Origin of the sequence: Pseudonocardia sp. Ae717_Ps2, from assembly GCF_001932475.1 — a bacterium.
Lineage (GTDB): Bacteria > Actinomycetota > Actinomycetes > Mycobacteriales > Pseudonocardiaceae > Pseudonocardia.
On sequence record NZ_MCIS01000001.1, the window covers coordinates 3,624,247 to 3,647,738 of the forward strand.

The window sequence follows — 23,492 nt, forward strand, 5'->3', positions numbered from 1 at the left end:
TGCGGGTCGACGACGACGGCCCCGACCACGGCGGCCGGGTACTCGGTGGGCAGCTCGACGAGGTGGACGTCGAACGCGGCCCCGGCCAGCGCGGCGTCGAGCCCGGGGACCGAGGCCAGGTCGATGCCGTGGGAGGGCAGGCCGAGGTGCCACCAGCGTTCCAGCGCGTCGCGTTCGACGAGCTCGAGCAGGCCGCGGCGGTGGGCGTCGGTGGCGCCGTCGCCGGTGGCGATGCCGGCGTAGTTGAGGTGGTGGAAGCGGGGCTCGTCGCGGCGGGCGCCGCTGTGGTGGTTGAGCAGCGCCCAGGAGGCGGGCAGCCAGGTCGGTTCCCCGTCGGCCTCAGCGCCGGCGATCCAGCGGATCGGCAGGTCGTCGGTGAAGCGCAGGTAGGGGCGTCCGTCCTGCCAGGGCGCGAGCAGCGGCAGTTCCTCGGGCCCCCAGCACCGGTCTCCCGCGGCGCGCAGCTCCGCGGCCGTGGTCAGCGGCAGGTCGCGCGGGACGCGGTTGCCGCAGTAGCGCTCGACCGCCTCGCCGAGCGCGGCGGTGCGGGCGCCGTCGCGGTCGCCGAAGGTGGTGCCGAGGCTGACCCGGTCCGCGGGCCAGGCGCCGAGCCGACGCGCGTCGGACACCTCCGCGGTGACGGCGGTGTAGGCCGCGGGCAGCCCCGGGACGGGGGCGACGTCGACCAGCCGGCGGACGATCCCGCTCAGCGGGTCGACCAGCGCCTCCACCGGCAGTACGGGAACGGTCGGTGCCGTCACAGGGTGACCTCCTCGGGGATGGCGGCCGCGGCGACCTCGTCGCGGCCGGGTCGGACGTGCGGCAGGTCCAGCCGCAGTGCGTGCACGGTGCGGTGGTCGGCGCGCAGTTCCGTCGCGTGCGCCGGGTCCTGCCCGGTGTGCGGGTTGCGGGCGTGCGCGGGCCAGTGGTGCCCGGCGATCTCGACGCGCAGCCGGTCGCCCTCGTCGAGCGCGGCACCGACCGGCGGGGTGGTGACGACGACCTCCCGCGTCGCCGGGCCGCGGTGCCGGTGCACGGCGGTGACCAGGTCGTGGCCGCGCAGCCCGATCCGCACGACCCAGTCGGCGTCGGGGGCGTCGCTGTCACCGGTGACGGTCACGACCAGCGGCCCGGCGAGCGCACCTGCCGGCAGCGGTGGAGTGTGGGCGACGACCCGGTCGCCGGGGTCGGCGTCCGGCCCGGGGTCCGGGGCGGCGGGGAGCGGCGCGCCCGGCGGCCGGGACCGCACGGGCCGCTCCGGGTCGGCGACGAACGCGACCGGGAACCCACCGGGCGGGACGGCGTCGACCGCGAGCGTCGGCCCGTCACCGGCGCGCACCCACCGCCCGCTCTCCCCCACCGCGACGAGTGCACCGCGCCCCCGCGGCGGGTTCCCGACCGCGGCGCGGGCCCAGGCGGCGTAGACCGCGCCGATCCGCCGGCCGGCCAGGACGGCGCCGGGCGCGGAGGCGTCGAGCTCGTGCCCCCACGGCCCGAGGACGAGCCGGGACGGCCCGCCCCAGCGCCGGGCGAGCTCCCGGGTGCGGGCGGCGAACGGGTCCGCGGTGCCCCCGACGGCGAGCAGCGGCATCGCGGCCCGCGCGATCCCGTCCCACAGCCAGGGCGTCTCCTCGGGCGCATCCCACAGCTCGGGCCAGCCGGTCGGGGCCGGCGCCAGCGCCGCGGTGACCGGCAGCGTCGCGGCCGCCGACGGGGCGACGCGCGGAGCACCCGCACCGTGTCCGGGTCCACCGTGTTCGGACCACCAGCCGATCCGGCAGGCCAGCCGGGCGGCGCCGCCGGGTTCGCGGGCGGTCTCCCCGGGCCCGAGCGCGGGGACCGCGGCGAGCACCCCGCACACGTCGGGGTCGGCGAGGGCGCCGGCGACCGCGCAGTGCGCCCCGTAGCTCGCGCCGGCCAGCACGATCCGCCCGTCGCAGCCGGGGATCGCGCGCAGCGCGGCGAGCGCGGCGACGCCGTCGTCGGTCTCGTGGGCGTAGGGCCGGAACTCCCCCGTCGAGCCGCCGCGTCCCCGGACGTCGACGACGAGGCAGCCGAACCCGTGCGCGGCCCAGCCGCGGGCCTCGGGCAGCAGCCGTCCGCGGCCGTAGGGGGTGCGGACGAGTACGGCGGGCCAGGTCGCGGCGGCGGGGCGGACGAGGGTCGCGGCGAGCCGGACCCCGTCCGCGCCGGGCAGGTCGAGCTCGGTCAGGTCGGGCCCGGTCGGGTGGGGCTCGGTCGGGTCGGGCTGGGTCGAGTCGGGCTGGGTCAGGCCGGGCTCGGTCACGGCGCGCTGTCGGGCACCGGCAGCAGTGCGTGGTCGGCGATCGCGGCGGTGTCGAGGTCGACCACCCGCAGACGGCGTCGTGCCGGCAGGGCGGCCGGCACGAGGTCGCCGGTCGCGGGGGTGTCGTGGCCCGCGATCCACGCCCGGATGTCGGCGGCGAGCAGCGCGGCCAGCAGGGCGTGGTCACCGGGGCCGGTCGGGGCGGCGGGGGCGGCGTCCCAGTAGGCGAGCAGGTGCGGGTGCCCGGATCCGGCCGCGGCGAGGCGGCGGGCGCGGACGTCGGCGTGCCCGGCGTCGCCGGGGTGCACGGCGGGGGGTTCGAGGATGCCGTGCCGTCCTTCGACGGCGAGCCGGAACCAGGCGGTCCCGTGCGCGGGCAGGATGTCCAGCGCGGTCCAGGCGGCCGGTGCGGGTCCGTCCGCGACGGCGCACACCGCATCGGTCCCGATACCAGTCTCAGTATCAGTCTCAGTGCCGGTCTCGCCGACGAGCACTGCGGCGAGGGAGTCCAGGTCCCGGCGCCGGACCTGCATCCCCGGCCCGGCGAGCGCGGCGGCGACCGCGTCGGCCAGCGCCCCCCGCCCGGCGACGGTCACGGTGGCGGTCCGCGGCGCCGGGGTCTCGTCCAGGTAGCCGGCCGCGGCGAACGCGCCCCGCTCGGGGTCGAGCCCCGGCGGCGGCACCGGGTCGACGCCGTCGAACCAGCGGGTCAGTGCCTCGACCGTGTCGCGCGGCAGGTCGACCCCGCGCAGCCGGCCGGACGCCTCCCGCAGCGCCGAGCCCCGTCCGGGGACCTCGAAGACGCTCACGCCCGGTCGCAGTCGTTCCACTGGCACTCCCTGGTCCGTCGGTCGGTCACGGCAGACCGCGGGCCCGGCACCGTCACCGGTGCCGGGCCCGCGGCGGGTGTCACTCCTGCTCGGCAGCCTGCTCGGTCGCGAACGGGTTCTCGACGAGGGCGTTGGAGTGGCTCGCGGAGTTGTGCGGCAGGGCGCGCTCGGCCTCGAGCTCGGTGAAGATGTCCTTCATCGTTTTCTCCTCCAGTGGGTGACATCGTCCGGTTCCGGACCGTCACATCCTGGTCACAATCGACATCGATTTTCAACAGTGGCGCATCTCTCGTCGCTACTATTGGAGATGACTCTCGTTTCACACTATGGTTCGCGCAACCCCGACGGAAGGACCTCGTGAGCGAGACGGCCCCGACCGCCCCCGCGCAGGAACGCACCGATCTCCGCCGCTACCTCACCGCCCGCGTCGTCGCGGTCGCCGGGTCGCTGGTCGCGGCGGTCGCGCTCCCCGTGCTCGTCTACCGGCTGACCGGCTCACCCGCCTGGACCGCGGCGATCGCGACCGCGGAGGCGCTGCCCTACCTGCTGTTCGGGCTGTTCGCGGGCGCACTGGCCGACCGGGTCGACCGCAGGCGGCTGATGGTCGGCGTCGACCTGGCGTGCGGGCTGGTGCTGGCGGGGATCCCGCTCGCGTGGTGGGCGGGGGTGCTCACCCCGTGGCAGGTGCTCGGCACGGCGGTCGCGGTGCAGACCGGCTTCGTCTTCTTCGACGCCGCGAACTTCGGCGCCCTGCCCACGCTGGTCGGCCCGGACCGGATCACCGCGGCGTTCTCCACGCTCTACGGCGCGACGACCGTCGTCGAGCTGCTCGTGCCGCCGCTGGCCGGGCTCGCGGTCGCGACACTGGCCCCGGCCGGGCTGCTGTCGGTCACCGCGCTCACCGCGGTCGCCTCCGCGCTGCTGATCCGCTCGATCGCCGGGAGCCTGTCCCCCGGGCCCGGCACCCGCGCACCGACCCGGATCCTCGCCGACGTCCGGGAGGGCCTGGGTCTGTTGTGGGGCAACCCGGTCGTGCGCACCCTGACCCTCGTCGGCACCACCCAGGCCGTCGCGGGCGGCGCCTGGCTCGCGATGACCGTCCCGTGGGCGGACCGGGTGCTCGGCATCCGCGCCGACGGCGACGCCCGGCTCGGCCTGCTGTTCGCCTGCTGGGGCGTCGGCGGGCTGGCTGCGGCCCGGCTGGTCCCACGGCTGTCGGAGCGCTGGGGCGGGGCCCGGCTGGCGCTGGCCGGGCTGCCGGTGTCACTGGCCTGCGCGGTCGCCGTGGTCTCGGCGACGCACTGGGTCCCCGCGCTGCTCGCCGCCACCGCGTTCGGGGCGGCCTACTCGACGGTCGTGCTCAACGCCGTCACCTACCGGCTGCAGGTCACCCCCGAGCACGCCCGCGCCCGGGTCTCGACGACGGCGCGGATGCTGTCCTGGGGCCTCGGCACCCCCGCCGGCGCGGCGCTGGCCGGGGTGGGGGCGACGACGCCGGCCGGCCCGCGCGGTGGGCTGGCGGCCGGGGCCGCGGTGCTGGCCTCCGGGGTCGCGCTGGCCTGGCTCACGCCGCCGCTGCGCCGGGCCGCCCGCGGCTGACCGGACGCCCCCGTCCGGGACACCCCGCCCCGGTGCCGGCAGCGCCGATCCCGACGCGCGCCCGACCGGCGAGATGCACGTTTCCGCCCTCGCAGGGGCGGAAACGTGCACGTCGCTGCACCGGCGACCCGCCCGCCCGGCGGGGTGGGTGGGCCGTCAGGCGCTGACGGGCCGGGCCGGGGTGGAGTCCAGGTAGCTGCAGGTCAGCCGCCCCTCGTGGGTCGAGACGACCCCGCGCACCCCGAACACCTCGGCCAGCAGCCGCTCGTCGACGACGTCGCCGGGCGGCCCGTCGGCGTGCACCCGCCCGTCGCGCAGCGCGACGATCCGGTCCGCGCACCGCGCGGCCTGGGCCAGGTCGTGCAGCACCGCGACGACGGTCAGTCCGCGCTGCACCTGCAGCTCCCGGACGAGGTCGAGCACCTCCAGCTGGTGACGCACGTCGAGGTAGGTGGTGGGCTCGTCGAGCAGCAGCACCGGGGCGTCCTGGGCCAGGGCGAGCGCGATCCGCACCCGCTGGCGCTCCCCGCCCGACAACAGCTCGACCGGGGTGTCGGCCCACGCCCGGGTGCCGGTGGCCGCCAGCGCGTCGGAGACCGCGGCGTCGGCGCCGCCGCCGAGCATCCCCAGCGGCCCGCGGACCGCGTAGCGGCCCTGGGCGACGAGTGCCCGCACCGTGACCCCGCCCAGCGGCGGCAGTGCCTGCGGGAGCACCGCGACCCGCTTCGCGACCTCCCGGCGCGGGGTCCCGGCCAGCGGCCGGTCGACCAGGTGCACGGAGCCCGCATCGGGCCGGTGCAGCCCGGCGAGCACCCGCAGCAGCGTCGTCTTGCCGCAGCCGTTGCGTCCCACCAGCGACAGCCACTGTCCGCGGTCCACCGCCAGGTCGACGCCGTCGAGCACGGTGCGCCCGTCGAAGCGCACCGTCACCCCCTCGGCCCTGAGCACCGTCACAGCGCACCTCCCACCGTCGTGCGGGACCGTCGGCGGACGATCCCGATGAGCACCACCGCGCCGGCGACCGCCGTCACCGCTCCCGCGGGGACCCCGATCGGCCGGTCACCGACCGGGGCGAGCGCGGTCAGCAGCTGGGCGACGACGTCGGCCGCGGCGACCGTCCCGGCCCCGGCCAGCGCCGCCGCGGGCACCAGCAGCCGCGGATCGGCCGCGCCCCGCGACCCGAGCACCGCGCGGGCCAGGTGCGGGGCGAGCAGCCCGACGAACGCGAGCGCCCCGACCGCCGCGACCGCCCCGCCGGTGGCGAGCACGGCCAGCAGCACCGCGGCCGAGCGCCACCCGGACACCGCGAGGCCGACGCCGCGGGCGTGGTCGTCGTCGACGCCGAGCACGGCGAGCACCGGGCCGAGCAGCACCGCGAGGACCACCGCGGTGAGCGCGACCGGCCACAGCGCGTCCCAGTGCTCCCAGCCGCGGCCGTTGAGCGAGCCGACCAGCCACCGCACCATCGACCCGGCCAGCTGCGGGCGGGCGGTGAGCAGCAGCAACGTCGCCCCGCCGAGCACCGCCGACACCAGTACCCCGACGACGGCGAGCCGCAGCGGGTCCGCGGTGCCGGGCCCGGCGGCGCGGCCGGCGAGCAGCCACAGCACACCGCCGCCGAGGGTCCCGCCGAGCAGCGCCACGACGAGCACGCCCAGCGGGGTGCCGACCTGGCCGCCGAGCACCGTCCCCAGCACCGCGCCGAGCACCGCGCCGGACCCCACCCCGGTCACCTCCGGCGAGGCGAGCGGGTTGCGCAGGACCGCCTGCAGGACCGTCCCGGCGACGCCGAGGCAGGCACCGGCCGCGAGCCCGACCAGCACCCGCGGCATCCGCAGGCCCACGACGAGGTCGGTGGCCAGCGGGTCCGCGGTCCCGGCGAGCGCCGCGAGTGCGGTGCCGGGCCCGACCGCGGTGCCGACCATCAGCCCGGCCAGGGCCGCGGCCGCGGCGGCCGCCCCCAGGAGGGCGAACCGGGACGCGACCGTCGCGACCCGGCCGACCGTCCCCCGCCCGGCCGGCCGGTTCACCGGGCCACCACCGCGCCGGGACGGGCCGCGCGGACGGCCCGCGGACGTCGCCACGCCAGCAGCTGCCCGCCCGCGACGACCGCGACCCCGGCGGTGAACCCGCCCACCGGCAGCTCGACCGGGTACAGCACGGTGCGGGCCAGCAGGTCCGCGACGACGACCACCGCCGCGCCCGCCGCGGCGCAGCCCACCGCCCGCGGCAGCGGCCGGGCCGCCGGGTGCAGTGCCCGCACCAGCTGCGGGGCGAGGAAGCCGACCCAGGCGACCGGCCCGGCCGGGCCGACGACGGCGGCGACGAGCAGGCAGGCCACCCCCAGCACCGCGGCCCGGGCCGCACCGGTGCGCAGCCCGAGTGCCGCGGCGGCGTCGTCGCCGAGCCGCAGCGGCCCCAGCAGCGGCAGCACCGCGACGGCCGCGACGAACGCGACCGCCAGCGCGGGCAGCACCGGGGTCACGGTGGCCCAGGTGGTGCCGGTGAGCGAGCCGAGCAGGTAGCGCACGAGCACGCCCTGCTCGGTGGACCCGGTCATCGCGACCGCGGCGAGCAGCAGCGCCTGCAGCGCCGCGCCGACACCGGCGCCGATGAGCAGCACCGCGGCCGGACCGACGGCGCCGCGGATCGCGAGCAGGGTGAGCCCGCCCCCGACGACGGCCCCGACGACCGCGGGCAGCAGCGGCGCGAAGGGCACCGCGACCCCGGTGACGATCGTGATCGCCACCGCCGCGGCCGCCCCGGAGGAGACCCCGAGCAGCTCGGGGACGGCGAGCGGGTTGCGCAGGCCGTCCTGCAGGAGCAGCCCGGCCAGCCCGAGTGCCGCGCCGGTGAGCACGCCGAGCACGAGCCGCGGCACCCGCAGCTCGGTGACCACGACGTGCTCGACCCCGCCCGCCGCCCCCAGCACGGCCGGGAGCCGGTGCGGTGCGACGGCCGGGGTGCCGGTCCCGAGGACCAGCGCGGCGAGCAGCACCGCCCCGAGCGCGGCGGCGAGCAGGACCAGGAGCCGTCTCACCGGCCGGGGACCACGGCCAGCGACTGCTCGACCATCGCACCGAGGCTGCGGGTGCCGCGCCCGCTGCCCCACAGCCGCGGGTCCATCTCGTGCACCTGGCGTGCCTGCACGGCCGGGACCTGCTGCCAGACCGGGTTGTCGGCGAGCTGGTCGGTGAGGGTGCGGTCGGCGGAGGAGAACAGCAGCGAGAACGCGAACACGACGTCCGGGGCCTGGGCGAGGATCTCCTCGACGCTGTAGGTGCTGGCGGTCTCGACGTCGGCGCCACGCGGGACGAACGGGTAGTCGTAGAGCGTCGCGAGCAGGTTCCCGTTGACGGTGTCGGTGGTGTCGACGCCGATCGTGTCGGCGCTGCCGTACATCAGCAGCACCTTCCGGTCGGCCTGGCCGGTGGCGCGGGCCTGCTCGACGCCGTCGGCCAGGGTGGTGCGGAAGCGCTGCTCTCCGGCGGTGGCCTCGGCGGTGCGGCCGGTCAGCGACCCCAGGTTCCGCAGGTAGCCGACCGACTCCTCCCAGGTGGTGGGCTGCACCAGCCAGAGCGGGGCGAACCGCTCGATCGCCGCGCGCAGTGGCTCGTGCACACCGCCGAGCCCGATCACGAGGTCGGGACGCAGCGCGGCGATGGACTCGACGTCCTCGCTGCCGAAGCTGCCCTTCACCGTCGGGACCTGCGCGGCGCGGTCACCGAGCAGCACGGGGTTCTTCAGCAGGGCCGGGGTGGAGGTGCCGGCCGGGGTGAGGCCCAGCTCGACGACCATGTCGTCGCACAGGCCGGTCAGGCAGACGACGCGCTTCGGCGGGGCCGGCACCGTGACGGTGGTGCCACGGGGGTCGGTCACCGACAGCGCGGGCTCCAGCGGAGCGACGTCGCGGCTGACGGCGGGCCGGTCGGCGGGCGTCTGCGGGGCGGGCGTGGCCGACCCGCCGCAGCCGGCGAGCAGCAGCGCGACCACCGCGACCGGCAGCAGCGCGGCGACGCGGGAGAACCGGGCCGCGGTGGACCGGGCGGATCGGCGCGAGGCGGCGGCTCGGGTCGCGGCGGGCTGGTCGCCCGCACCGGCGGGCACGGGACGGGGGTCCGGGCGGGGGCTCATCGCGCACCGGCCAGGTCGCGTCCGGCCTGCAGGTCGCGCAGCGCGGCGGCGTCGCGGAGCAGGGAGGCGGCGGTGTCGCCGGGGACGAACTCCAGCAGCACCTCGGTGTCGGTGCCGTCCTCGCGGGACTGCGCGGAGAGCTCGGCGAGCACCGGGGCCCACAGGTCGGCGCGGTCGGCGAGTGGCAGCCGCTCGGTGTAGCCGTCGGCCCCCCAGGAGAACGCGTGCACGGTCCGCGGGCGCAGCGCGCGGACCTCGGCCAGGCAGGCGTCGGTGTCGGGCAGCTCGCGCGGCTGCCAGTGGGTCACCAGGGCGGGGTGGTCGACCTCGGCACGCAGCGCCAGCGCGGTGTCGAGCCCGTCGGTGAGGGACTCGACGTGGTGCTCCACGAGCAGCCCCATCCCCTGCTCGGCGACGGCGTCGGCGCAGCGCCGCAGCGCGTCCACCGTGGCGGCGCGCTCGGCGGGCGACACGTCGGCCGAGGCCGCGGTCCCGGCCCAGACCCGTACCCGCGGAGCGCCGAGCTCGGCCGCCGTCGCGACGACGGCGGCGAACGCCTCGGGGTCCGACGCCCCGGCCTTGTGGTAGCTGCCGTAGGTCCCGATCCGCAGCCCGGCGCCCGCGCACGCACCGCGGGCCGCCGACGCCGCGGCCCGGTCACCGGGACGGACGTGCCGGTCCCCGGCCCACTCCACGACCTCGGACCCGGCATCGACCGCCAGGCTCACGACGTCCGGTACGGATCTCTCACGGAAGGTGACCGACGCCAACCCCAGAAGCAGCATGGTCGGTAACCGTAGTCATTGTCGTTTGCGCGATCCAGCGACGTACGTCACCCGGTGTCCGATTTCTCCTAGAGCAGGTCCAGCCCGGCCGCCACGACCGTGTCCGCGTCGAGCCCGTGGTGGGCGTAGACCGAGGCCAGATCGCCGGACTGCCCGAAGCGGTGCACGCCCAGGTGCGTCGCCGGGACCTGGTTGACCCCGGCGAGGAACGCGAGGGTGTGCGGGTGCCCGTCGAGCAGGGTGACCAGCGGCGCGGCCCGGCGCGCGGGGAACGCCGACTCCAGGATCCACGGCTCGGCCTGCGGTCGGGCGGGGCGCCCGGAGCGGGCCTGCAGCGCGTCGAACAGCAGACCCGGGCTCGTCACCACGACGACGTCGACGTCGTGGCCGAGCTCGGCGAGCCGGTCGGCGGCGGCGAGCGCCTCGGTCGTCGGCGCCCCGGCCACCGCGATGGTCAGCGCGGGTGTCCCCGCGGCGCGGCGCAGCGGGTAGGCCCCGGCGACCACCTGGCGGCGGCGCCGCTCGCGCGCGGCCGGGTCGGCCGGGACCGCCGCGAGGCTCTGGTCCACCGGCCGCGTCGACAGGCGCAGGTAGGCGCTGGTGCCGTCCGGGCGACCGAGCCGGGCCAGCGACGCCAGCAGCGTCCACTCGGTGTCGATCGCGAACGCCGGCTCGTAGGTCACGCAGCCGGGCTGCTCCAGCCCGACCGACGGCGTCGTCACCGACTGGTGGGCGCCGCCCTCGGGCGCCAGCGACACCCCGGACGGGGTGCCGACCAGGATCGACTGCCCGCCGGCGTAGATCCCGAACGACCACGGCTCCAACGCGCGCTCGACGAACGGGTCGTAGAGCACCCCGATCGGCAGCACCGGACGGCCCCAGCGCGACCAGGTGGCGCCGAGCTCCCCCAGCGCCCCGACCAGGTTCCCCTCGGCGATCCCCAGCTCCAGGTGCTGACCGGTGGGCCGCTCGCGCCAGTGCAGGATCGTCTCGGGGTCGTCGTCGAACCAGTCCTTGCGCTCCGCGGTGGACCAGACGCCGACCTTGTTCACCCAGCCGCCCAGGTTCGTCGACGACGACACGTCCGGGCACAGCGTCACGACCCGCTTCGCCGCCTCGGGGGCCTCGCGGGTGAGGTCGAGCAGGGCCCGGCCGAGCGCGGCCTGGGTGGTGGCACGCCCGGTCGGGGTGCGCCCGATGTCGGTCGGCAGCGGCGGGACCGGCTGCTCGTCGACCGGGTCGCGGCGCAGCCGCGCCGCCGCGCGCGCCACGGCCTCGCCCGCCGGGGACTCCGGGTCGAAACGCCGCCAGGGGTCCTCGGGGTCGACGCCGACGGCGTCGGCCAGCTCGCGGACCTGGTCGGCGCCCAGGATCGAGCCGTGGTTCTGCGGGTGGCCCGCGGTCGCGAGGCCGTGCCCCTTCACGGTGTAGGCGAGGATCACCGTGGGCCGGGTGTCGTCGATCGCGGCGAACGCGTCGCGCAGCGCGGCGGTGTCGTGCCCGCCGAGGTTGCGCACCGCGGCGAGCAGGGTGTCGTCGTCGAGGTCGGCGACGAGCGAGGCCAGGTCCGCGTGTCCGTCGGGGAGCCGGGTGCGGACCTCGTCGGCGTCGCAGCGCAGCAGGCGCTGGTACTCCGCGTTCTGCATGGTGTCGATCCGGGCGCGCAGCGCGTCGCCGCCGGGCCGGTCGAACAGCTCGTGCAGCAGCCTGCCGTACTTGACGGTGAGGACCTGCCAGCCGGCCGCGGAGAACATGCCCTCGATCCGCGGCGCGCCGATCGCGGGGACGACCCGGTCCAGGGACTGGCGGTTGAGGTCGACGATCCACACCACCTCGCCGAGCTCGCCGACCATCGGGTCGAGGATGGCCTCCCAGACCGCGCCCTCGTCGAGCTCGGCGTCGCCGACCAGGGAGTACTGCCTGCCGTGGCCGGCACCCCCGAAGTGGGTGTCGACGTAGCGGCGGGCCAGCGCACCCCAGATCGGGGCGGTCGCGCCGATCCCCACCGAGCCGGTCGAGTAGTCGACCGGGTCGGGGTCCTTGGACCGCGACGGGTAGGACTGCAGCCCGCCGAACGCGCGCAGCGTGCCCAGGTAGCGCTCGTCGAGCTCGCCGAGCAGGTAGTTGATCGCGTGCAGCACCGGGGACGCGTGCGGCTTGACCGAGACCCGGTCCCCGGCCCGCAGGTGCTCGAACCACAGCGAGGTCATGATCGTCGTCATCGACGCCGACGACGCCTGGTGCCCGCCCACCTTCAGCCCGCTCGGGTCACCGCGCCGGTTGGCCGCGTCGACGATCGCGGTCGCCAGCCACAACACCCGCTTCTCGATCTCGACGAGCGTGTCCGTCGCCACCGCCTGAGTGCCCATCGCACACCACTCCAGCCTCGTCGCCCCATGCAGCCTGCTCCGTCAGCCCACCATCAGCTCGGACGAGTGCACAACCGGGTCGGTGAACACTGAGCAGACTGCACGGTCCGGGCGGGGCTGGATCGGTGCGGGCGCGGCATACTGCGCACCCACGGACACGACGGAGGCACCACGTGACGGGAACGACCGGCGACGGCCGCGCCACGCTCGACGGCCACGACGCCCGGCTGCTGCTGGCCCTGGCGCAGGACCCGCGCGCGACGGTGCTCGCCCTCGCCGAGCAGGTCGGCCTGTCCCGCAACACGGTGCAGGCCCGGCTGGCGAAGCTGGACCGGCTCGGTGCGCTGGACACCTTCGAGCGGCGCGTCGACCCGGCGGCACTGGGCTACCCGCTGACCGCCTTCGTGACGGTGCGGGTGGTGCAGCGCGAGCTCGCCGCCGTCGCCGACGCGCTGGACCGGGTACCGGAGGTGCTGGAGGTGCACGGCATCTCCGGCCCCGAGGACCTGATGGTGCACCTGGTCGCCCGCGACGCCGACGACCTCTACCGGATCGCCGGGCACCTGCTCGCGATCGACGGGGTGGAACGGACCTCGACGTCGCTGGTCATGCGCTCGCTGGTCGGGTTCCGCACCGCGCCGCTGCTGCGCCGCCTCGCCGACGGCGACGCAGCCGCACCCGTCGTTCACCCCGCACCGCTACCGTCACGACGATGAGCGCCCCCGCCTCCCCCGGCTTCGACCAGGACTTCCTCGGCGTCGCGACGCCGATGCCGACGCTCCCCGGGATCGACACGGTCCTGCTCCCCTACACCCACTTCTCGACGCTGCACCGGCCCGACCGGCGGCTGGCCGCGGCCACCGCCGTCGCGATCGACGGGGCGACCCTGCGGCAGCTGGAGCGATCCGACGACTGGCGCCTCGACGACCGGCTGCCCGCTGAGCAGCAGGCCGGCCCCGAGCTCTACGCCGACAACGACCTCGACCGCGGCCACCTGGTGCGCCGCCAGGACCCGGTGTGGGGCGAGCCGGCCGAGGCCGCGACCGCCGAGTCCGACACGTTCCACTACACCAACGCCGCCCCGCAGGCCGCCGCCTTCAACCAGGACAAGCAGACCTGGGGCGGCCTGGAGGACTACCTGCTCGACAACGCGGGCGACAACGACCGCCGGCTGGTGGTGTTCACCGGCCCGGTGCTCGCCGACGACGACCCGGAGTACCGCGGTGTGCTGGTCCCGCGGCTGTTCTGGAAGATCGGCGCCTTCGTCACCGGCGGCGCCCTGGGCACCACCGCCTACCTGCTCGACCAGACGCCCGAGCTCGGTGACCTCGCCGAGCCGCCGGCCGGGGACCCACCGCCGCTGGGCCCCTACCGCACCTTCCAGGTGCCGGTGGCCCGGATCGGCGAGCTCACCGGGCTCGACCTGGGCCCGCTGACCGCCGCGGACCGGATGCCGGTACCCGAGCCGGTGCCCGCCGCGCTGTCGGAGCGGGCGGTCCGGCTGCGGTCGTTCGCCGACATCCGGGGGATCTAGGCTCGCCCGCGTGACCGAGCTGCTCCCCAGCACCCAGCGCACCCTGCTCGCCCGCGTCGCCCGCGCCCAGCGCGACGGCCGCGTCCCCTCGCTCGTCGCCGGGGTGGTCCGCGACGGCGCCCTGGTCTGGCACGCCGGCCGCGGCGCCCTGCCCGACGGTGCCGACGGCCCGGCCGCCGCGGACGACGTCCAGTACCGGATCGGCTCCATCTCCAAGACCGTCTGCGCGGTCACCGTCCTGCGGCTGCGCGACGAGGGCCTGCTCGACCTCGACGACCCGCTGGACCGGCACGTGCCCGGCACCCCGCTCGGCGACCGCACCGTGGGCCAGCTGCTGTCCCACCTCGCCGGCGCCGGCTCGGAGAGCCCCGGCCAGTGGTGGGAGCGCACCCCCGGCGGCACCCTGGACGAGCTGGGCCTCGGCGACGCCGACCGGGTGCTGCCCGCGGCGCGCCGCTTCCACTACTCCAACCTCGGGTTCGGGCTGCTCGGCGAGGTCGTCGCCCGCCTGCGCGGCCGCGCCTGGACCGACGTCGCCCGCGACGAGGTCCTGCTCCCGCTCGGCATGACCCGCACCTCGCCCCGTCCTCAGCAGCCCGCCGCCGCGGGCCGGGCGGTGCACCCGTGGGCCGACCTCGTCCTGGCCGAGCCCGAGCACGACGCCGGGGTGATGGCCGCCGCCGGGCAGCTGTGGTGCACCGCGGCGGACCTGGCCCGGCTCGGCGCGCTGCTGCTCGGCGACACCGGCGGGGTGCTCTCGCCGGCGACGGTCGAGGAGATGACGCTGCCCGCCGGCGTCGACCCGTCGTCGCCGATCTGGGCGGGCTACGGACTGGGCGTGCAGGTCCAGCGGCACGAACGGCCCGGCGGCGGCACGACGACGCTGGTCGGGCACGGCGGCTCCATGCCCGGCTTCCTCGCCGGGCTCTGGGTGGACCGCGAGGAGGGCACCGGCGCGCTGGCGATGGGCAACACCACCTCCGGGATGGACGGCGGGCTGCCCGCCGGGCTGCTGAACGACCTGCGCGTCGCCGAGCCCCGCGTCGTCGAGCCGTGGACCCCGCAGCCCTGCCCGGTCGATCCGGAGCTGCTCGGCCCGTGGTTCTGGGGGCCGTCGCCGTACGTGCTGCGCTCGGTCGGCGGCGGTCTGCTGCACCTGGGCGGGCTCGGCAGGCCCGGGCGCGCGTCGCGGTTCCGGCCGGGCCCGGACGGCACCTGGATCGGCCTGGACGGCTACTTCGCCGGGGAGACCCTGCGGATCGCCCGCGACCACCTGTGGCTGGCGACGTTCGTCTTCACCCGCACCCCCTACGACCCGGCCGCGCCGGTCCCGGGCGGCGTCTCGGACGAGGGCTGGACCACGGTCTGACGTCGCCGACGTCGCCGGCCGACATCACGGTTCGGCTCGCACTGCGACACGGGGAGGGCCGAGTACCTACACTTTCGGCACACAAAACGACTTGTGCACCATTTCTGCACGAACGAGAGCGGAGGGGGGATGCGCCCGGCACGCGGGCGTGACCACGTATGACACAGGCCCAATCACCACCGGACGACCGTCCGGGCACGACCGGGGACGGCCGTCCCCGCACCGACTGGATCGTGTTCGGCGTCGGAGCCGCGCTCGCGCTGCTGTTCGTGCTGTGGGGGCTGCTCAGCGCCGACACCCTCGGTGCCACCGCCGAGGCGATGCTCGGCGGGCTGATGCGCGGCGGTGGCTGGGGCTTCATCCTCGCCGCGACCGCCTTCGTCGCCTTCGCACTGTTCCTGGCCTTCAGCCGGTTCGGACGCATCAAGCTCGGCGCCGACGACGAGGAACCCGAGTTCCGCACGGTCTCCTGGATCGCCATGATGTTCTCCGCCGGCATGGGCATCGGACTGATGTTCTTCGGCGTGAACGAGCCGCTGACCTTCTTCCGGTCACCGCCCCCCGGCTCCGCCGAGCCCGGCACCGTCGACGCGCTGCAGACCTCGATGGCGACCTCGCTGTTCCACTGGACGCTGCACCCGTGGGCGATCTACGCCGTCGTCGGCCTCGCCATCGCCTACTCCACCTTCCGCAAGGGCCGCCGGCAGCTCATCAGCCAGGCCTTCGTCCCGCTGATCGGCCGCAAGGCCGCCGAGGGCTCCATCGGCCGGGCCATCGACATCCTCGCGATCTTCGCGACGCTGTTCGGCTCCGCCGCCTCCCTCGGCCTGGGCGCCTTCCAGATCGGCGGCGGCATGCAGACCGTCGGCTGGGTCGACGGCCCGGTGAGCCCCTGGCTGCTCGCCGCGATCATCGTCGTCCTGACCGCCGCGTTCATCCTCTCCGCCGTCTCCGGCGTCGAGAAGGGCATCCAGTGGCTGTCCAACACCAACATGGTGCTGGCGGCGGTGCTCGCGTTCTTCGTGTTCGTCGTCGGCCCGACGGTGATCATCCTCGACCTGATCCCGACCTCGATCGGCGCCTACTTCTCCCAGTTCTTCGAGATGGTCGGGCGCACCGAGGCCGTCGGCGGCGAGCCGATGCTCGAATGGCTCTCCGGCTGGACGATCTTCTACTGGGCGTGGTGGATCTCCTGGACGCCGTTCGTCGGCATGTTCCTGGCCCGGATCTCGCGCGGGCGCACCATCCGCGAGTTCGTCGGCGGCGTCATCCTCGCACCCAGCCTGGTCTCGCTGGTCTGGTTCTGCATCTTCGGCGGCACCGCCATCACCCAGGCCCAGCAGGGCACACAGTTCTCCGACGACTCCAACGTCCAGCTGTTCCAGGTACTCGGCGCCTACCCGTGGGCGACCGTCACCGGCCTGCTCGTCATGGTCCTGGTCGCCATCTTCTTCGTCTCCGGCGCCGACGCCGCGTCGATCGTCATGGGCACCCTGTCCCAGCGCGGCACCATCGAGCCCACCAAGTGGGTCGTGGTCTTCTGGGGCTCGGTCATGGGCGCGGTCGCCGTGCTGATGCTGGTCACCGGCGGGGAGAACGCCCTGGACGGCATCCAGAACCTGACCATCCTGGTCGCGGCACCGTTCGTCGTGATCATGGTGCTGCTGTGCTTCGCGCTGTTCAAGGACCTGCGTCGCGACAAGGTCGTGCTGCGGGACGAGAAGGGCGCACAGGTGCTGGAGCAGGCGGTCGACTGGGCCACCGTCAACCACGGCGAGCACTTCTACGTCAAGGTCGGCGCGTTCGACCCGGACGACGAGAACGCCCCCGGCAGTGGCAACGGCAACGGTGCCGTCGCGACCGGGACCGACGGACCGGACGGATCGACCGGCGACGGGTCGACGCGGGCGACCGCCGAACGGCGCGACAGCCCGGTCGGCGGCGACTGAGCGCCTCTCGTCGCACACGACGGCGGCCGGACCCCCTCCCCGGGGTGTCCGGCCGTCGTCGTCCGTGGCAGGGTCGAGGGCTCACGGTCGCGGGGGCGGCCGGACGATCGGACGGCCCGTGACCGACCGCCCACCGATGGTGAGCGGTCGGGAAGTGACCCGGGCCGACCGCGCTCGTTGGACCTCCTGCGACCACCCGGTGCACGGCCCCCGCGCGCACCGACGATCATCGGAAAGTGCTGCGCCGCAGCCGGAGCGGATGGGAGGGACCTGACACAGTGGGCCGGATGCGTCTCGTCTTCACCCCGGGGGACGACCAGGGGTACGCCGAGGCCCGCAGCCGCCTGCTGGAGCAGTTCTCCCTCTGGGCCCGCCGCCGTCGCGTCGAGGTCGACACCACGCTCGTCGCCGCCGTGCTGGACTACAAGTACGCCCGCGACCGCAGGCTGGGCCGCTGGACCCGCTCGCACATCGCCGACGCGCTGGGCATGTGGTTCCCGCGCAAGGTGACCGTGCTCGAGCCCGACGACGTCGCCCCCGCCTTCCACGCGCTCATCGACTTCCTCGACGAGCACGACTGGTTCGACCCGCAGTCGCACCCGGCGGACGCGCTGCACCGTCAGGTCCTCGACTCCACCCCCGCACTGCACGACGGTCTCGCCGACGAGCGCAACTACGACCTGGGCAAGTTCTGGGGCGTGCAGCTGCACCGCCACGGCGTCGACCCGGCCGACCCGGCCGCCGTGCAGCGGTTCCTCGACCGCGCCGGCGCCGGGGAGACCGACGTCGACCGGCACGCGCTCGCCGAGATCATGCGGCGGGAGGCGCAGCGGCCCACCCGCACCGAGTGGAACCCCGAGCTGCCGCCGGTGCCGATGCCCGGCGCAGCGGCGCTCGTCGAGGCCGCGGAGCGCTCCGAGGCACTCGAGCTGCTCCGCAAGCTGACCCTGTGGGTGCGGGCCGGGCGCCGACTCACCTCCGACGGCCGCCTCGACCGCACCGACGCGCTCGACCTCGCCGCGCACCTGCAGCTCGACCACATCTACCGCGAGACCGCCCGCACCAGCGACGACCTGCCCGAGGTGTCGCTGCTGCTGCGCTGGGCCCGCTCGGCGCGCCTGGTCCGTGTGGTGCGCGGGCGGCTGCTCCCGGTCAAGAGCGCGGGCCCGCTGCTGAACCGGCCGATCGAGCTGTGGCGCAGGGTGTTCGAGTCGGTCGGCCGCCTCGGCGACAGCCTGGGCGGGACCGACGTGTTCGGCGCGCCGTCGCTGTTCGGGATGTCGATGTCGCAGGCCTTCCCGATGCTGTGGGTCGGCCTGTACGCCACCGGCGGCGGGCCGGTCCCGCTCGAGCACTTCCACCGCCAGGTCCGCGACGCCGTCAACGACGAGGCGGGCTGTGTCGTCGACGATCTCGCCGGCGACGTCGAGCAGCGGCTGTGGCGCCGCGACGTCACCGCCCTGCTGGACGCCTGCGAGCTGCTCGGCGCGATCGAGCTGACCGAGACCCTCGACGCCGACGAGCTCGACGAGCTGTCCCGGGTCGCGCACCGCGACGACCCGGACCCCACGGTGGTCGCGCTCACCCCGATGGGGCTGTGGGCGGTGCACGAGTACCTGACCGAGCAGGGCATGCACCTGCCCGCGCCGGGCGAGCTGGCCGACGAGGACGTCGAGTACGTGTGCGTGCGGATGAGCGGGGTGCGGACCGACGTCGCCGAGGCCGAGCTGGCCGCGTGGGCGCTGGCCCGCCACCCCGGCGACGCCGTACGCGAGCTGGACCGCTTCCTGCGCCGCTGCGAGGTGCCGGCCCACCGGGCCCTGGCGCTGCACGCGCTGTCCGTGACCGGCCCGGCCGGGCGGGCGGTGGCCGCCCGGCACCGGCTGCACGTCGCCGAGTCCGTGGCGGTGCCGGCGCCGCACCGCCACGTCGGCCCCACCCCGGCGCCGCGCAGGGCGGCCGCCGAGACGGCAGCGCCGCGCACGGCGGCCGCCGGGACCACGGCGCCGCGCACCGCGGCCGCCGAGACCACGGCGCCGTTGCCGCGCGCCGCGGTCCGGCACAACCTGGAGCCGGCCGGCTGACCCGGCTCAGGTCAGCAGCACGACCTTGCCGGTGACGGTGCGGTCGTCGATCCGGGACAGGGCGGTCGCGGCGTCGTCGAGGCCGAAGCGCTCGCTGATCAGCGGGGTGAGCGCGCCGGAGCGCAGGTGCGGGAGCAGGGCGTCCCACTCGGCGCGGATGAAGTCCGGGCGGCCCAGCGCGTAGGCGCCCCAGCCGACGCCGCGGACGTCGACGTTGTTCAGCAGCAGCCGGTTCACCTTCACCGTCGGGATGTCACCCGCGGTGAACCCGACGACCATGAGGCGGCCGAGCGGGCCGAGGCAGCGGACCGAGTCGGTGAAGCGGTCGCCACCGACCGGGTCGACGACCATGTCGACGCCCGCGCCGCCGGTCAGCTCCTTGACCGCATCCTTGAACCCGTCGACGCCGACGGTGTGCGCCGCGCCCGCGCGCCGCGCGACCTCGGCCTTGGCCTCGGTGGACGTGACACCGATGACGGTGGCCCCCATCGCGGCGGCCAGCTGGACGACCGCGGTCCCGACGCCGCCCGCGGCGCCCTGGACGAGCACCGTCTCCCCCGCCCGCAGGCCACCGCGGGTGTCGAGGGTGAAGTGCGCGGTCAGGTAGTTCATCGGCAGGCAGGCGCCCGCGGCGAACTCCACCTCGTCGGGCAGCGGGAAGACGTGCTGCTCGGGAGCGGAGACGGTCTCGGCGAACACCCCGGACATGGTGAACGCGACGACCCGGTCCCCGGCGGCGAACCGGCTGTCCGGGCCCGCTTCGCGCACCGTGCCGGCGCACTCGGAGCCCAGGGTGAACGGCGGCTCCGGCTTGTACTGGTACATCCCCTTGGTCAGCAGGACGTCCGGGAAGTTCACCCCGGCCGCGGCGACGTCGATGAGGACCTCGCCGTCACCGCGGACCGGCGGCTCGACCTCGGCGACGCGGACCGCGGACGGCCCGTCCAGCTCGCTGACCTGCACTGCACGCACGTGTGCTCTCCCTCGTGGTCCGACGGCGGTGTCCGCCGGTCATCGAACCACGGGCGCGGGTGATCCACACGGGCCGCGGGTACGGCTACACGGGCTGGGCGTCGCCGTAGCGCGGGGTGCGCGGCTCGGTGAGCGCGTCGCAGAGCTCGGAGAGCCGGTTGTCGATGCGGTCCTGCACCCGCTCGAGCGCGTCGAGTTCCAGCATGAGGTCCAGGGCGTCGCCGGTGGTGCCCCCGGCCAGGGCGCGCTCCAGCTCGGCGCGACGCTCGGCGGCGCGCCGACGGCAGGCGTCGGCGGTGGCCTTGTGGGCGCGCAGCCGGGCGCGGGCGGGGTCGGCGAGGTCGCGGCCGCCGTTGACGGTGGCGACGCGTTCCTCCAGCAGGTGCGGGTTCACGGGGCCCTCCGATGCGTGGTGGTGGGACGTCGGCTCGGCGGTGACGTGACCGCTGCCACACCCCACGCTAGACGATCAGCGTGTGCTGCGCATCACATCGGTGTGACATCCGCCGCGAACCGGCCGCGGACGCACGACGACCCCCGGCGCCATCGGCACCGGGGGTCGTCGTGGATCGGGTCGGGTCCGGCTCAGTCGCCGCGGCGCGGCTGCGGGATGAGCTGCGCCGGGTCGCGACGGCGCTGGGCGACGGCGTCGGTGGTCAGGTGGTAGTGCCCGCGGCGGGACCGCCGGCACAGGTAGGCTCGCTGCGGGCGCCCCCCGAGGGCCTCCAGCTCGCGGGCGGCACACTCGGCCGCGTCCCGGTCCGGGTAGATGACCTTGCCGTCGCTGCCGGTCGCGGAGGCGCCCAACCGCTCGCGGTCCTCGATCTCGCGCCGCCCGGGCAGGCAGACCTCCGGCCGGCCGGACCGCATGAGCCGCGCGTAGCGGGCCAGCACGCGGCCCCGCTCGCCGTCGACCACGCCTCGTCCGGACGGCAGGTTCTCCACCGACCGCCGTGCCGCGGGGATCATCCCCGGGTGCACCGCCGGAACCCTGTCGAACTGCCCGTCCATGTCGCCTCCACGTCGCCGTCACTTGTGGATCGCTCGACTCATCCTGCCTCGTTACCGCCTGCGGCGGACTCGCTCGATCGTGTCATCTGTCACGCAGACATCGGCAGATTCGCTCACGTTGCGTGACATCGCCTGCTGATCGGCGTGTCGGGGACGCCGCTCGTCGCCGCGTCGGTCGTGCCGTCACACCTGTGGGTACGGCCGTGTGCACCAGCCTGTACGCCCGTGCGGACCGTCCTATCCTGATCCCCCGGGACCGCGCGTGCCCCGGGTCGGGGGACGAAGATGGCGATCCAGCCCGAGACGGGTGTCGGGAACGGGGCAGCCGGCGGCCCGCGGTGGGACGAGGTGTTCACACCGTCCGACCTGGCCGAGGGCGTGTTCGACGTGCGCTGGGACCTGCGTCCGCGGCTGCGTCGCTGGCTGGCCGAGCAGGATCTGGCCACCGCGTCGGGCCGGGAGACGCACCGCCCCGCGATCGACGCGTGGGCCCTGCTCGACGGCGGCGTGATCGCGGTGTCCGCGGTGAGCCTGCCCGGCGTCCCGCCCGGCGCGGTCCCGCTGCCCGGACAGGAGTCCGCCGCCGGCGCCACTCCCCCGCGGAACTCGGCGCTGCTGTCCCCGGGCATGCGGCTGATCGGGCACCGCACGCTGCGGCTGGTCGTCGCCCGCCTCGGGCTGCCCGGCGGCGACGAGCCGTTGCCCGGGGAGCACCGCGACGTGCCCGGCCTGGTCGAGGACCTGTTCGACGCCCGTCGCCGCGACGCCGAGAGCATCGAGCAGGCCGAGCTGCTCGCGACCTGCACCGACCGGACGTCGCTGCGCTGGGTGGTCGCCGCGCTGCGGCCGTGAGACCACCGGCCGTCGGCCGCCCCGCCGTCGGACGGGCGGGTCAGCGGCGCCCCGAGCCACTGCGCAGGACCCCGGTCTGGCGCAGCAGCCCCATCAGGTCGTAGCTGGCGTGCAGTCGGTCGGCGCGGCCGTCCCGGAAGTCGAAGACCTCCAGGCCCACGAAGTCGAACGGGAGGCCGGTCCCGGGGATCCCGGGCGGGGTGAGCGTGCCGGTGAAGTGCCCGGTCCCGCGCCAGGTGAAGGCGGCGCGCGGGACATCGGGTGCGAGCAGCGGCGGCCCGGTGCGTTCCCAGGTCAGGTCCGGGTACGCGGTGAGCACGTAACGCATGTAGTCGGCGGCGGCGTCAGGTCCCCGTACGTCCCAGCCGGAGTTGCGCGTCGTCGGCGTCTCGAGCCGGAAGCCGTCGGTCACCAGCGGGCGGACCCGGTCCGGATCGTGGCTGTTCCACGCGTCGATCCAGCTCCCGTACCAGCCCAGCGCCTCGGTCGGGTCCAGTGGTGCGGCGTCCCGGGCGGCCGAGGGCGAGGGGATCGTCATGGCTCCTCCAGAAACTAATGGTCGTTAGTTTTTAAGCTAGCATAGAATGCTGGGGCAGCACTCCGGCAGCGCCGCGTTCCGGGGCGCTCCGATGTCGTCGTGGCGGTGGGAGGTGAGAATGGCGACCGTGCCCGCCGCGCCCGACCGCCCGTCCAAGGGGGACCGGACCCGACGCCGGTTGCTCGACGCGGCCGCGTCCCTGCTGGCCCGCGACGGGCGGGTCGGGGTCAGCCTCAGCGGGATCGCCGAGGCCGCGGGACTGCGGACCGGGAGCGTCTACTTCCACTTCGGCTCGAAGGACGAGCTGATCGCGACGGTGCTCGAGGAGGGCCTGCGCGAGTCGCTGCGCCACCTCGACGACGCCCTGGCCCCGCTCACCGCCGCCGATGCCGGGGCCCGCCTGTGGGCCGCCGTCCGTGCGCACCTCGACGCCCTGGTGGAGCTGAGCGACTACGCCGCGGTCGTGCTCACCATGCCCGAGCCGGGCCGGGACGCGTCGCTCGCGATCTACCGCGTGCTCCTGCACCGCTACCGGAGCCGGTGGACCGAGCTGGTCGACGACGCGCAACGCGCGGGGGCGATCGCCGCCGGGCCCGCTCCCCGGCTCGTCCGCGATCTGCTGTTCGGGGCGATGAACGCGGTCGCCGACCCCCACGGGCGGCCCGGCCGGACCCCGGCCGACTGCGCCGCCGCCGTGCGGGACCTGCTGGCAGGCCCCCTCGGTGCACCGCCGGGAGGATGACCGCGGTCGGACCGTTCCCGACCCCGCCACGGACCGACACCGCCGGGCCGGGCGGACCGTGGCACCCTCCTGTCGTGACGACCTGGACCAGCGACGAGTGCGCCGCCCACTGGGGCGTGCAGGTGGGCACCTGGAACTCCTACGTCTCCCGCGGCCAGGCACCGCCCCCGCTGCCCGACCCCGGCCCGGACGGCCGCAAGGTCTGGGACGCCGACGCCGTGCGCGCGTTCTCCCGGCCCGGGGTGGGCCGACGCCGGGAGTCCGCCGAGTCCGCGGCCGTGCTCGAACAGCTGCGGGCCGCCGCGGACGCCCCGCGCGAGCGTCGCCGTGAGCTGCTGCGGGCCGGGCGCGAGGCCGGCTGCGAGGTCAGCGCGATGGCGGCGGCGCTCGGTGTGTCCCGGCACACCGCCTACGCCTGGTTGAAGGACTGACCTCCG

The 23,492-nt window shown here is 75.9% G+C and carries 22 protein-coding genes and 1 pseudogene; 9 read left to right on the plus strand and 14 right to left on the minus strand.

Going from position 1 to position 23,492, the window contains the following annotated elements; genetic code table 11:
• Positions 1 to 44: 44 nt before the first annotated feature.
• The 4 genes and pseudogenes from Ae717Ps2_RS40390 to amiA all read right to left on the minus strand — a co-directional run.
• Positions 45 to 761: pseudogene (locus tag Ae717Ps2_RS40390) on the minus strand (YcaO-like family protein); the annotation flags it as partial.
• Entirely contained in the window at positions 758 to 2,287 is a 1,530-nt protein-coding gene (locus Ae717Ps2_RS16550) for a CocE/NonD family hydrolase (protein ID WP_075333577.1), read from the minus strand. The gene Ae717Ps2_RS16550 and the pseudogene Ae717Ps2_RS40390, both read right to left, overlap by 4 nt.
• Positions 2,284 to 3,096: a hypothetical protein gene (locus Ae717Ps2_RS40065; RefSeq protein ID WP_283160282.1), complete on the minus strand. Its 813-nt coding sequence runs from the start codon at positions 3,094 to 3,096 to the stop codon at positions 2,284 to 2,286. Before Ae717Ps2_RS40065 ends, Ae717Ps2_RS16550 begins: the two co-directional genes overlap by 4 nt.
• Before the next feature lie 100 nt (positions 3,097 to 3,196).
• Positions 3,197 to 3,316 (minus strand): streptamidine family RiPP, encoded by a 120-nt coding sequence (gene amiA / locus Ae717Ps2_RS39875; RefSeq protein WP_020625778.1) that lies wholly within the window; start codon positions 3,314 to 3,316, stop codon positions 3,197 to 3,199.
• 158 nt (positions 3,317 to 3,474) lie between these two features.
• Here amiA and Ae717Ps2_RS16560 point away from each other — a divergent pair, with 158 nt between their 5' ends.
• Positions 3,475 to 4,716, plus strand: coding sequence for an MFS transporter (locus Ae717Ps2_RS16560; RefSeq protein ID WP_075333578.1), 1,242 nt, complete (start codon positions 3,475 to 3,477; stop codon positions 4,714 to 4,716).
• Between the two features lie 156 nt (positions 4,717 to 4,872).
• Here the strand turns inward: Ae717Ps2_RS16560 and Ae717Ps2_RS16565 are convergent, their stop codons facing one another.
• The 6 genes from Ae717Ps2_RS16565 to Ae717Ps2_RS16590 all read right to left on the minus strand — a co-directional run bounded on the left by Ae717Ps2_RS16565 (position 4,873) and on the right by Ae717Ps2_RS16590 (position 12,004).
• Complete coding sequence (locus Ae717Ps2_RS16565) at positions 4,873 to 5,670, minus strand: ABC transporter ATP-binding protein (protein ID WP_020625137.1); 798 nt, start codon at positions 5,668 to 5,670, stop codon at positions 4,873 to 4,875.
• On the minus strand, positions 5,667 to 6,746 hold the full coding sequence (locus Ae717Ps2_RS16570; RefSeq protein WP_075312008.1) for an iron ABC transporter permease: 1,080 nt from the start codon (positions 6,744 to 6,746) through the stop codon (positions 5,667 to 5,669). Before Ae717Ps2_RS16570 ends, Ae717Ps2_RS16565 begins: the two co-directional genes overlap by 4 nt.
• Complete coding sequence (locus Ae717Ps2_RS16575; protein ID WP_233147590.1) at positions 6,743 to 7,756, minus strand: iron chelate uptake ABC transporter family permease subunit; 1,014 nt, start codon at positions 7,754 to 7,756, stop codon at positions 6,743 to 6,745. The genes Ae717Ps2_RS16570 and Ae717Ps2_RS16575 overlap by 4 nt, the downstream gene beginning before the upstream one ends.
• Positions 7,753 to 8,850, minus strand: coding sequence for an ABC transporter substrate-binding protein (locus Ae717Ps2_RS16580; protein ID WP_083695792.1), 1,098 nt, complete (start codon positions 8,848 to 8,850; stop codon positions 7,753 to 7,755). The genes Ae717Ps2_RS16575 and Ae717Ps2_RS16580 overlap by 4 nt, the downstream gene beginning before the upstream one ends.
• Entirely contained in the window at positions 8,847 to 9,635 is a 789-nt protein-coding gene (locus Ae717Ps2_RS16585) for a sugar phosphate isomerase/epimerase (protein WP_075307143.1), read from the minus strand. Before Ae717Ps2_RS16585 ends, Ae717Ps2_RS16580 begins: the two co-directional genes overlap by 4 nt.
• Before the next feature lie 68 nt (positions 9,636 to 9,703).
• Positions 9,704 to 12,004 (minus strand): pyruvate dehydrogenase, encoded by a 2,301-nt coding sequence (locus Ae717Ps2_RS16590; protein ID WP_075307145.1) that lies wholly within the window; start codon positions 12,002 to 12,004, stop codon positions 9,704 to 9,706.
• Positions 12,005 to 12,177: 173 nt separating this feature from the next.
• Here Ae717Ps2_RS16590 and Ae717Ps2_RS16595 point away from each other — a divergent pair, with 173 nt between their 5' ends.
• The 5 genes from Ae717Ps2_RS16595 (at position 12,178) to Ae717Ps2_RS16615 (ending at position 18,940) form a co-directional block, all read left to right on the plus strand.
• Positions 12,178 to 12,720: an Lrp/AsnC family transcriptional regulator gene (locus Ae717Ps2_RS16595; protein ID WP_020621786.1), complete on the plus strand. Its 543-nt coding sequence runs from the start codon at positions 12,178 to 12,180 to the stop codon at positions 12,718 to 12,720.
• A complete protein-coding gene (locus Ae717Ps2_RS16600; RefSeq protein WP_020621785.1) occupies positions 12,717 to 13,538 on the plus strand; it encodes a DNA/RNA non-specific endonuclease in 822 nt (273 codons plus the stop codon). The genes Ae717Ps2_RS16595 and Ae717Ps2_RS16600 overlap by 4 nt, the downstream gene beginning before the upstream one ends.
• A 10-nt stretch (positions 13,539 to 13,548) precedes the next feature.
• Positions 13,549 to 14,907 (plus strand): serine hydrolase, encoded by a 1,359-nt coding sequence (locus tag Ae717Ps2_RS16605; RefSeq protein WP_075307147.1) that lies wholly within the window; start codon positions 13,549 to 13,551, stop codon positions 14,905 to 14,907.
• Positions 14,908 to 15,065: 158 nt separating this feature from the next.
• On the plus strand, positions 15,066 to 16,856 hold the full coding sequence (locus Ae717Ps2_RS16610; RefSeq protein ID WP_083702398.1) for a BCCT family transporter: 1,791 nt from the start codon (positions 15,066 to 15,068) through the stop codon (positions 16,854 to 16,856).
• 287 nt (positions 16,857 to 17,143) lie between these two features.
• On the plus strand, positions 17,144 to 18,940 hold the full coding sequence (locus Ae717Ps2_RS16615) for a hypothetical protein (protein WP_075307149.1): 1,797 nt from the start codon (positions 17,144 to 17,146) through the stop codon (positions 18,938 to 18,940).
• A 6-nt stretch (positions 18,941 to 18,946) separates the two neighbouring features.
• Here Ae717Ps2_RS16615 and Ae717Ps2_RS16620 read toward each other — a convergent pair whose 3' ends face one another.
• The 3 genes from Ae717Ps2_RS16620 to Ae717Ps2_RS16630 form a co-directional block, all read right to left on the minus strand.
• Positions 18,947 to 19,912: an NADPH:quinone oxidoreductase family protein gene (locus tag Ae717Ps2_RS16620; RefSeq protein WP_075333579.1), complete on the minus strand. Its 966-nt coding sequence runs from the start codon at positions 19,910 to 19,912 to the stop codon at positions 18,947 to 18,949.
• 85 nt (positions 19,913 to 19,997) lie between these two features.
• A complete protein-coding gene (locus Ae717Ps2_RS16625) occupies positions 19,998 to 20,306 on the minus strand; it encodes a hypothetical protein (protein WP_075307153.1) in 309 nt (102 codons plus the stop codon).
• Positions 20,307 to 20,497: 191 nt separating this feature from the next.
• The gene (locus Ae717Ps2_RS16630) at positions 20,498 to 20,923 is read right to left on the minus strand and encodes a hypothetical protein (protein ID WP_075307155.1); all 426 of its coding nucleotides are present in this window, start codon (positions 20,921 to 20,923) and stop codon (positions 20,498 to 20,500) included.
• A 285-nt stretch (positions 20,924 to 21,208) separates the two neighbouring features.
• On the opposite strand from Ae717Ps2_RS16630, the gene Ae717Ps2_RS16635 reads away from it, so the two are divergent.
• A complete protein-coding gene (locus Ae717Ps2_RS16635; RefSeq protein WP_075307157.1) occupies positions 21,209 to 21,775 on the plus strand; it encodes a hypothetical protein in 567 nt (188 codons plus the stop codon).
• 40 nt (positions 21,776 to 21,815) lie between these two features.
• Here Ae717Ps2_RS16635 and Ae717Ps2_RS16640 read toward each other — a convergent pair whose 3' ends face one another.
• Entirely contained in the window at positions 21,816 to 22,313 is a 498-nt protein-coding gene (locus tag Ae717Ps2_RS16640; RefSeq protein WP_075307159.1) for an ester cyclase, read from the minus strand.
• Between the two features lie 118 nt (positions 22,314 to 22,431).
• Here Ae717Ps2_RS16640 and Ae717Ps2_RS16645 point away from each other — a divergent pair, with 118 nt between their 5' ends.
• Both Ae717Ps2_RS16645 and Ae717Ps2_RS16650 read left to right on the plus strand, forming a co-directional pair.
• On the plus strand, positions 22,432 to 23,055 hold the full coding sequence (locus Ae717Ps2_RS16645; protein ID WP_075307161.1) for a TetR/AcrR family transcriptional regulator: 624 nt from the start codon (positions 22,432 to 22,434) through the stop codon (positions 23,053 to 23,055).
• A gap of 74 nt (positions 23,056 to 23,129) precedes the next feature.
• Positions 23,130 to 23,486, plus strand: coding sequence for a hypothetical protein (locus Ae717Ps2_RS16650; RefSeq protein ID WP_020622387.1), 357 nt, complete (start codon positions 23,130 to 23,132; stop codon positions 23,484 to 23,486).
• Positions 23,487 to 23,492 lie beyond the last annotated feature (6 nt).

Bases quoted from the DNA above. Each gene is read 5' to 3' on its own strand.
- Ae717Ps2_RS16600 (WP_020621785.1), top strand. From the start codon at position 12,717: ATGAGCGCCCCCGCCTCCCCCGGCTTCGACCAGGACTTCCTCGGCGTC.
- Ae717Ps2_RS16610 (WP_083702398.1), top strand. From the start codon at position 15,066: ATGACACAGGCCCAATCACCACCGGACGACCGTCCGGGCACGACCGGG.
- Ae717Ps2_RS16590 (WP_075307145.1), bottom strand. From the start codon at position 12,004: ATGGGCACTCAGGCGGTGGCGACGGACACGCTCGTCGAGATCGAGAAG.
- Ae717Ps2_RS16615 (WP_075307149.1), top strand. From the start codon at position 17,144: ATGCGTCTCGTCTTCACCCCGGGGGACGACCAGGGGTACGCCGAGGCC.
- amiA (WP_020625778.1), bottom strand. From the start codon at position 3,316: ATGAAGGACATCTTCACCGAGCTCGAGGCCGAGCGCGCCCTGCCGCAC.
- Ae717Ps2_RS16640 (WP_075307159.1), bottom strand. From the start codon at position 22,313: ATGACGATCCCCTCGCCCTCGGCCGCCCGGGACGCCGCACCACTGGAC.
- Ae717Ps2_RS16585 (WP_075307143.1), bottom strand. From the start codon at position 9,635: ATGCTGCTTCTGGGGTTGGCGTCGGTCACCTTCCGTGAGAGATCCGTA.
- Ae717Ps2_RS16630 (WP_075307155.1), bottom strand. From the start codon at position 20,923: ATGGACGGGCAGTTCGACAGGGTTCCGGCGGTGCACCCGGGGATGATC.
- Ae717Ps2_RS16645 (WP_075307161.1), top strand. From the start codon at position 22,432: ATGGCGACCGTGCCCGCCGCGCCCGACCGCCCGTCCAAGGGGGACCGG.
- Ae717Ps2_RS16635 (WP_075307157.1), top strand. From the start codon at position 21,209: ATGGCGATCCAGCCCGAGACGGGTGTCGGGAACGGGGCAGCCGGCGGC.
- Ae717Ps2_RS16580 (WP_083695792.1), bottom strand. From the start codon at position 8,850: ATGAGCCCCCGCCCGGACCCCCGTCCCGTGCCCGCCGGTGCGGGCGAC.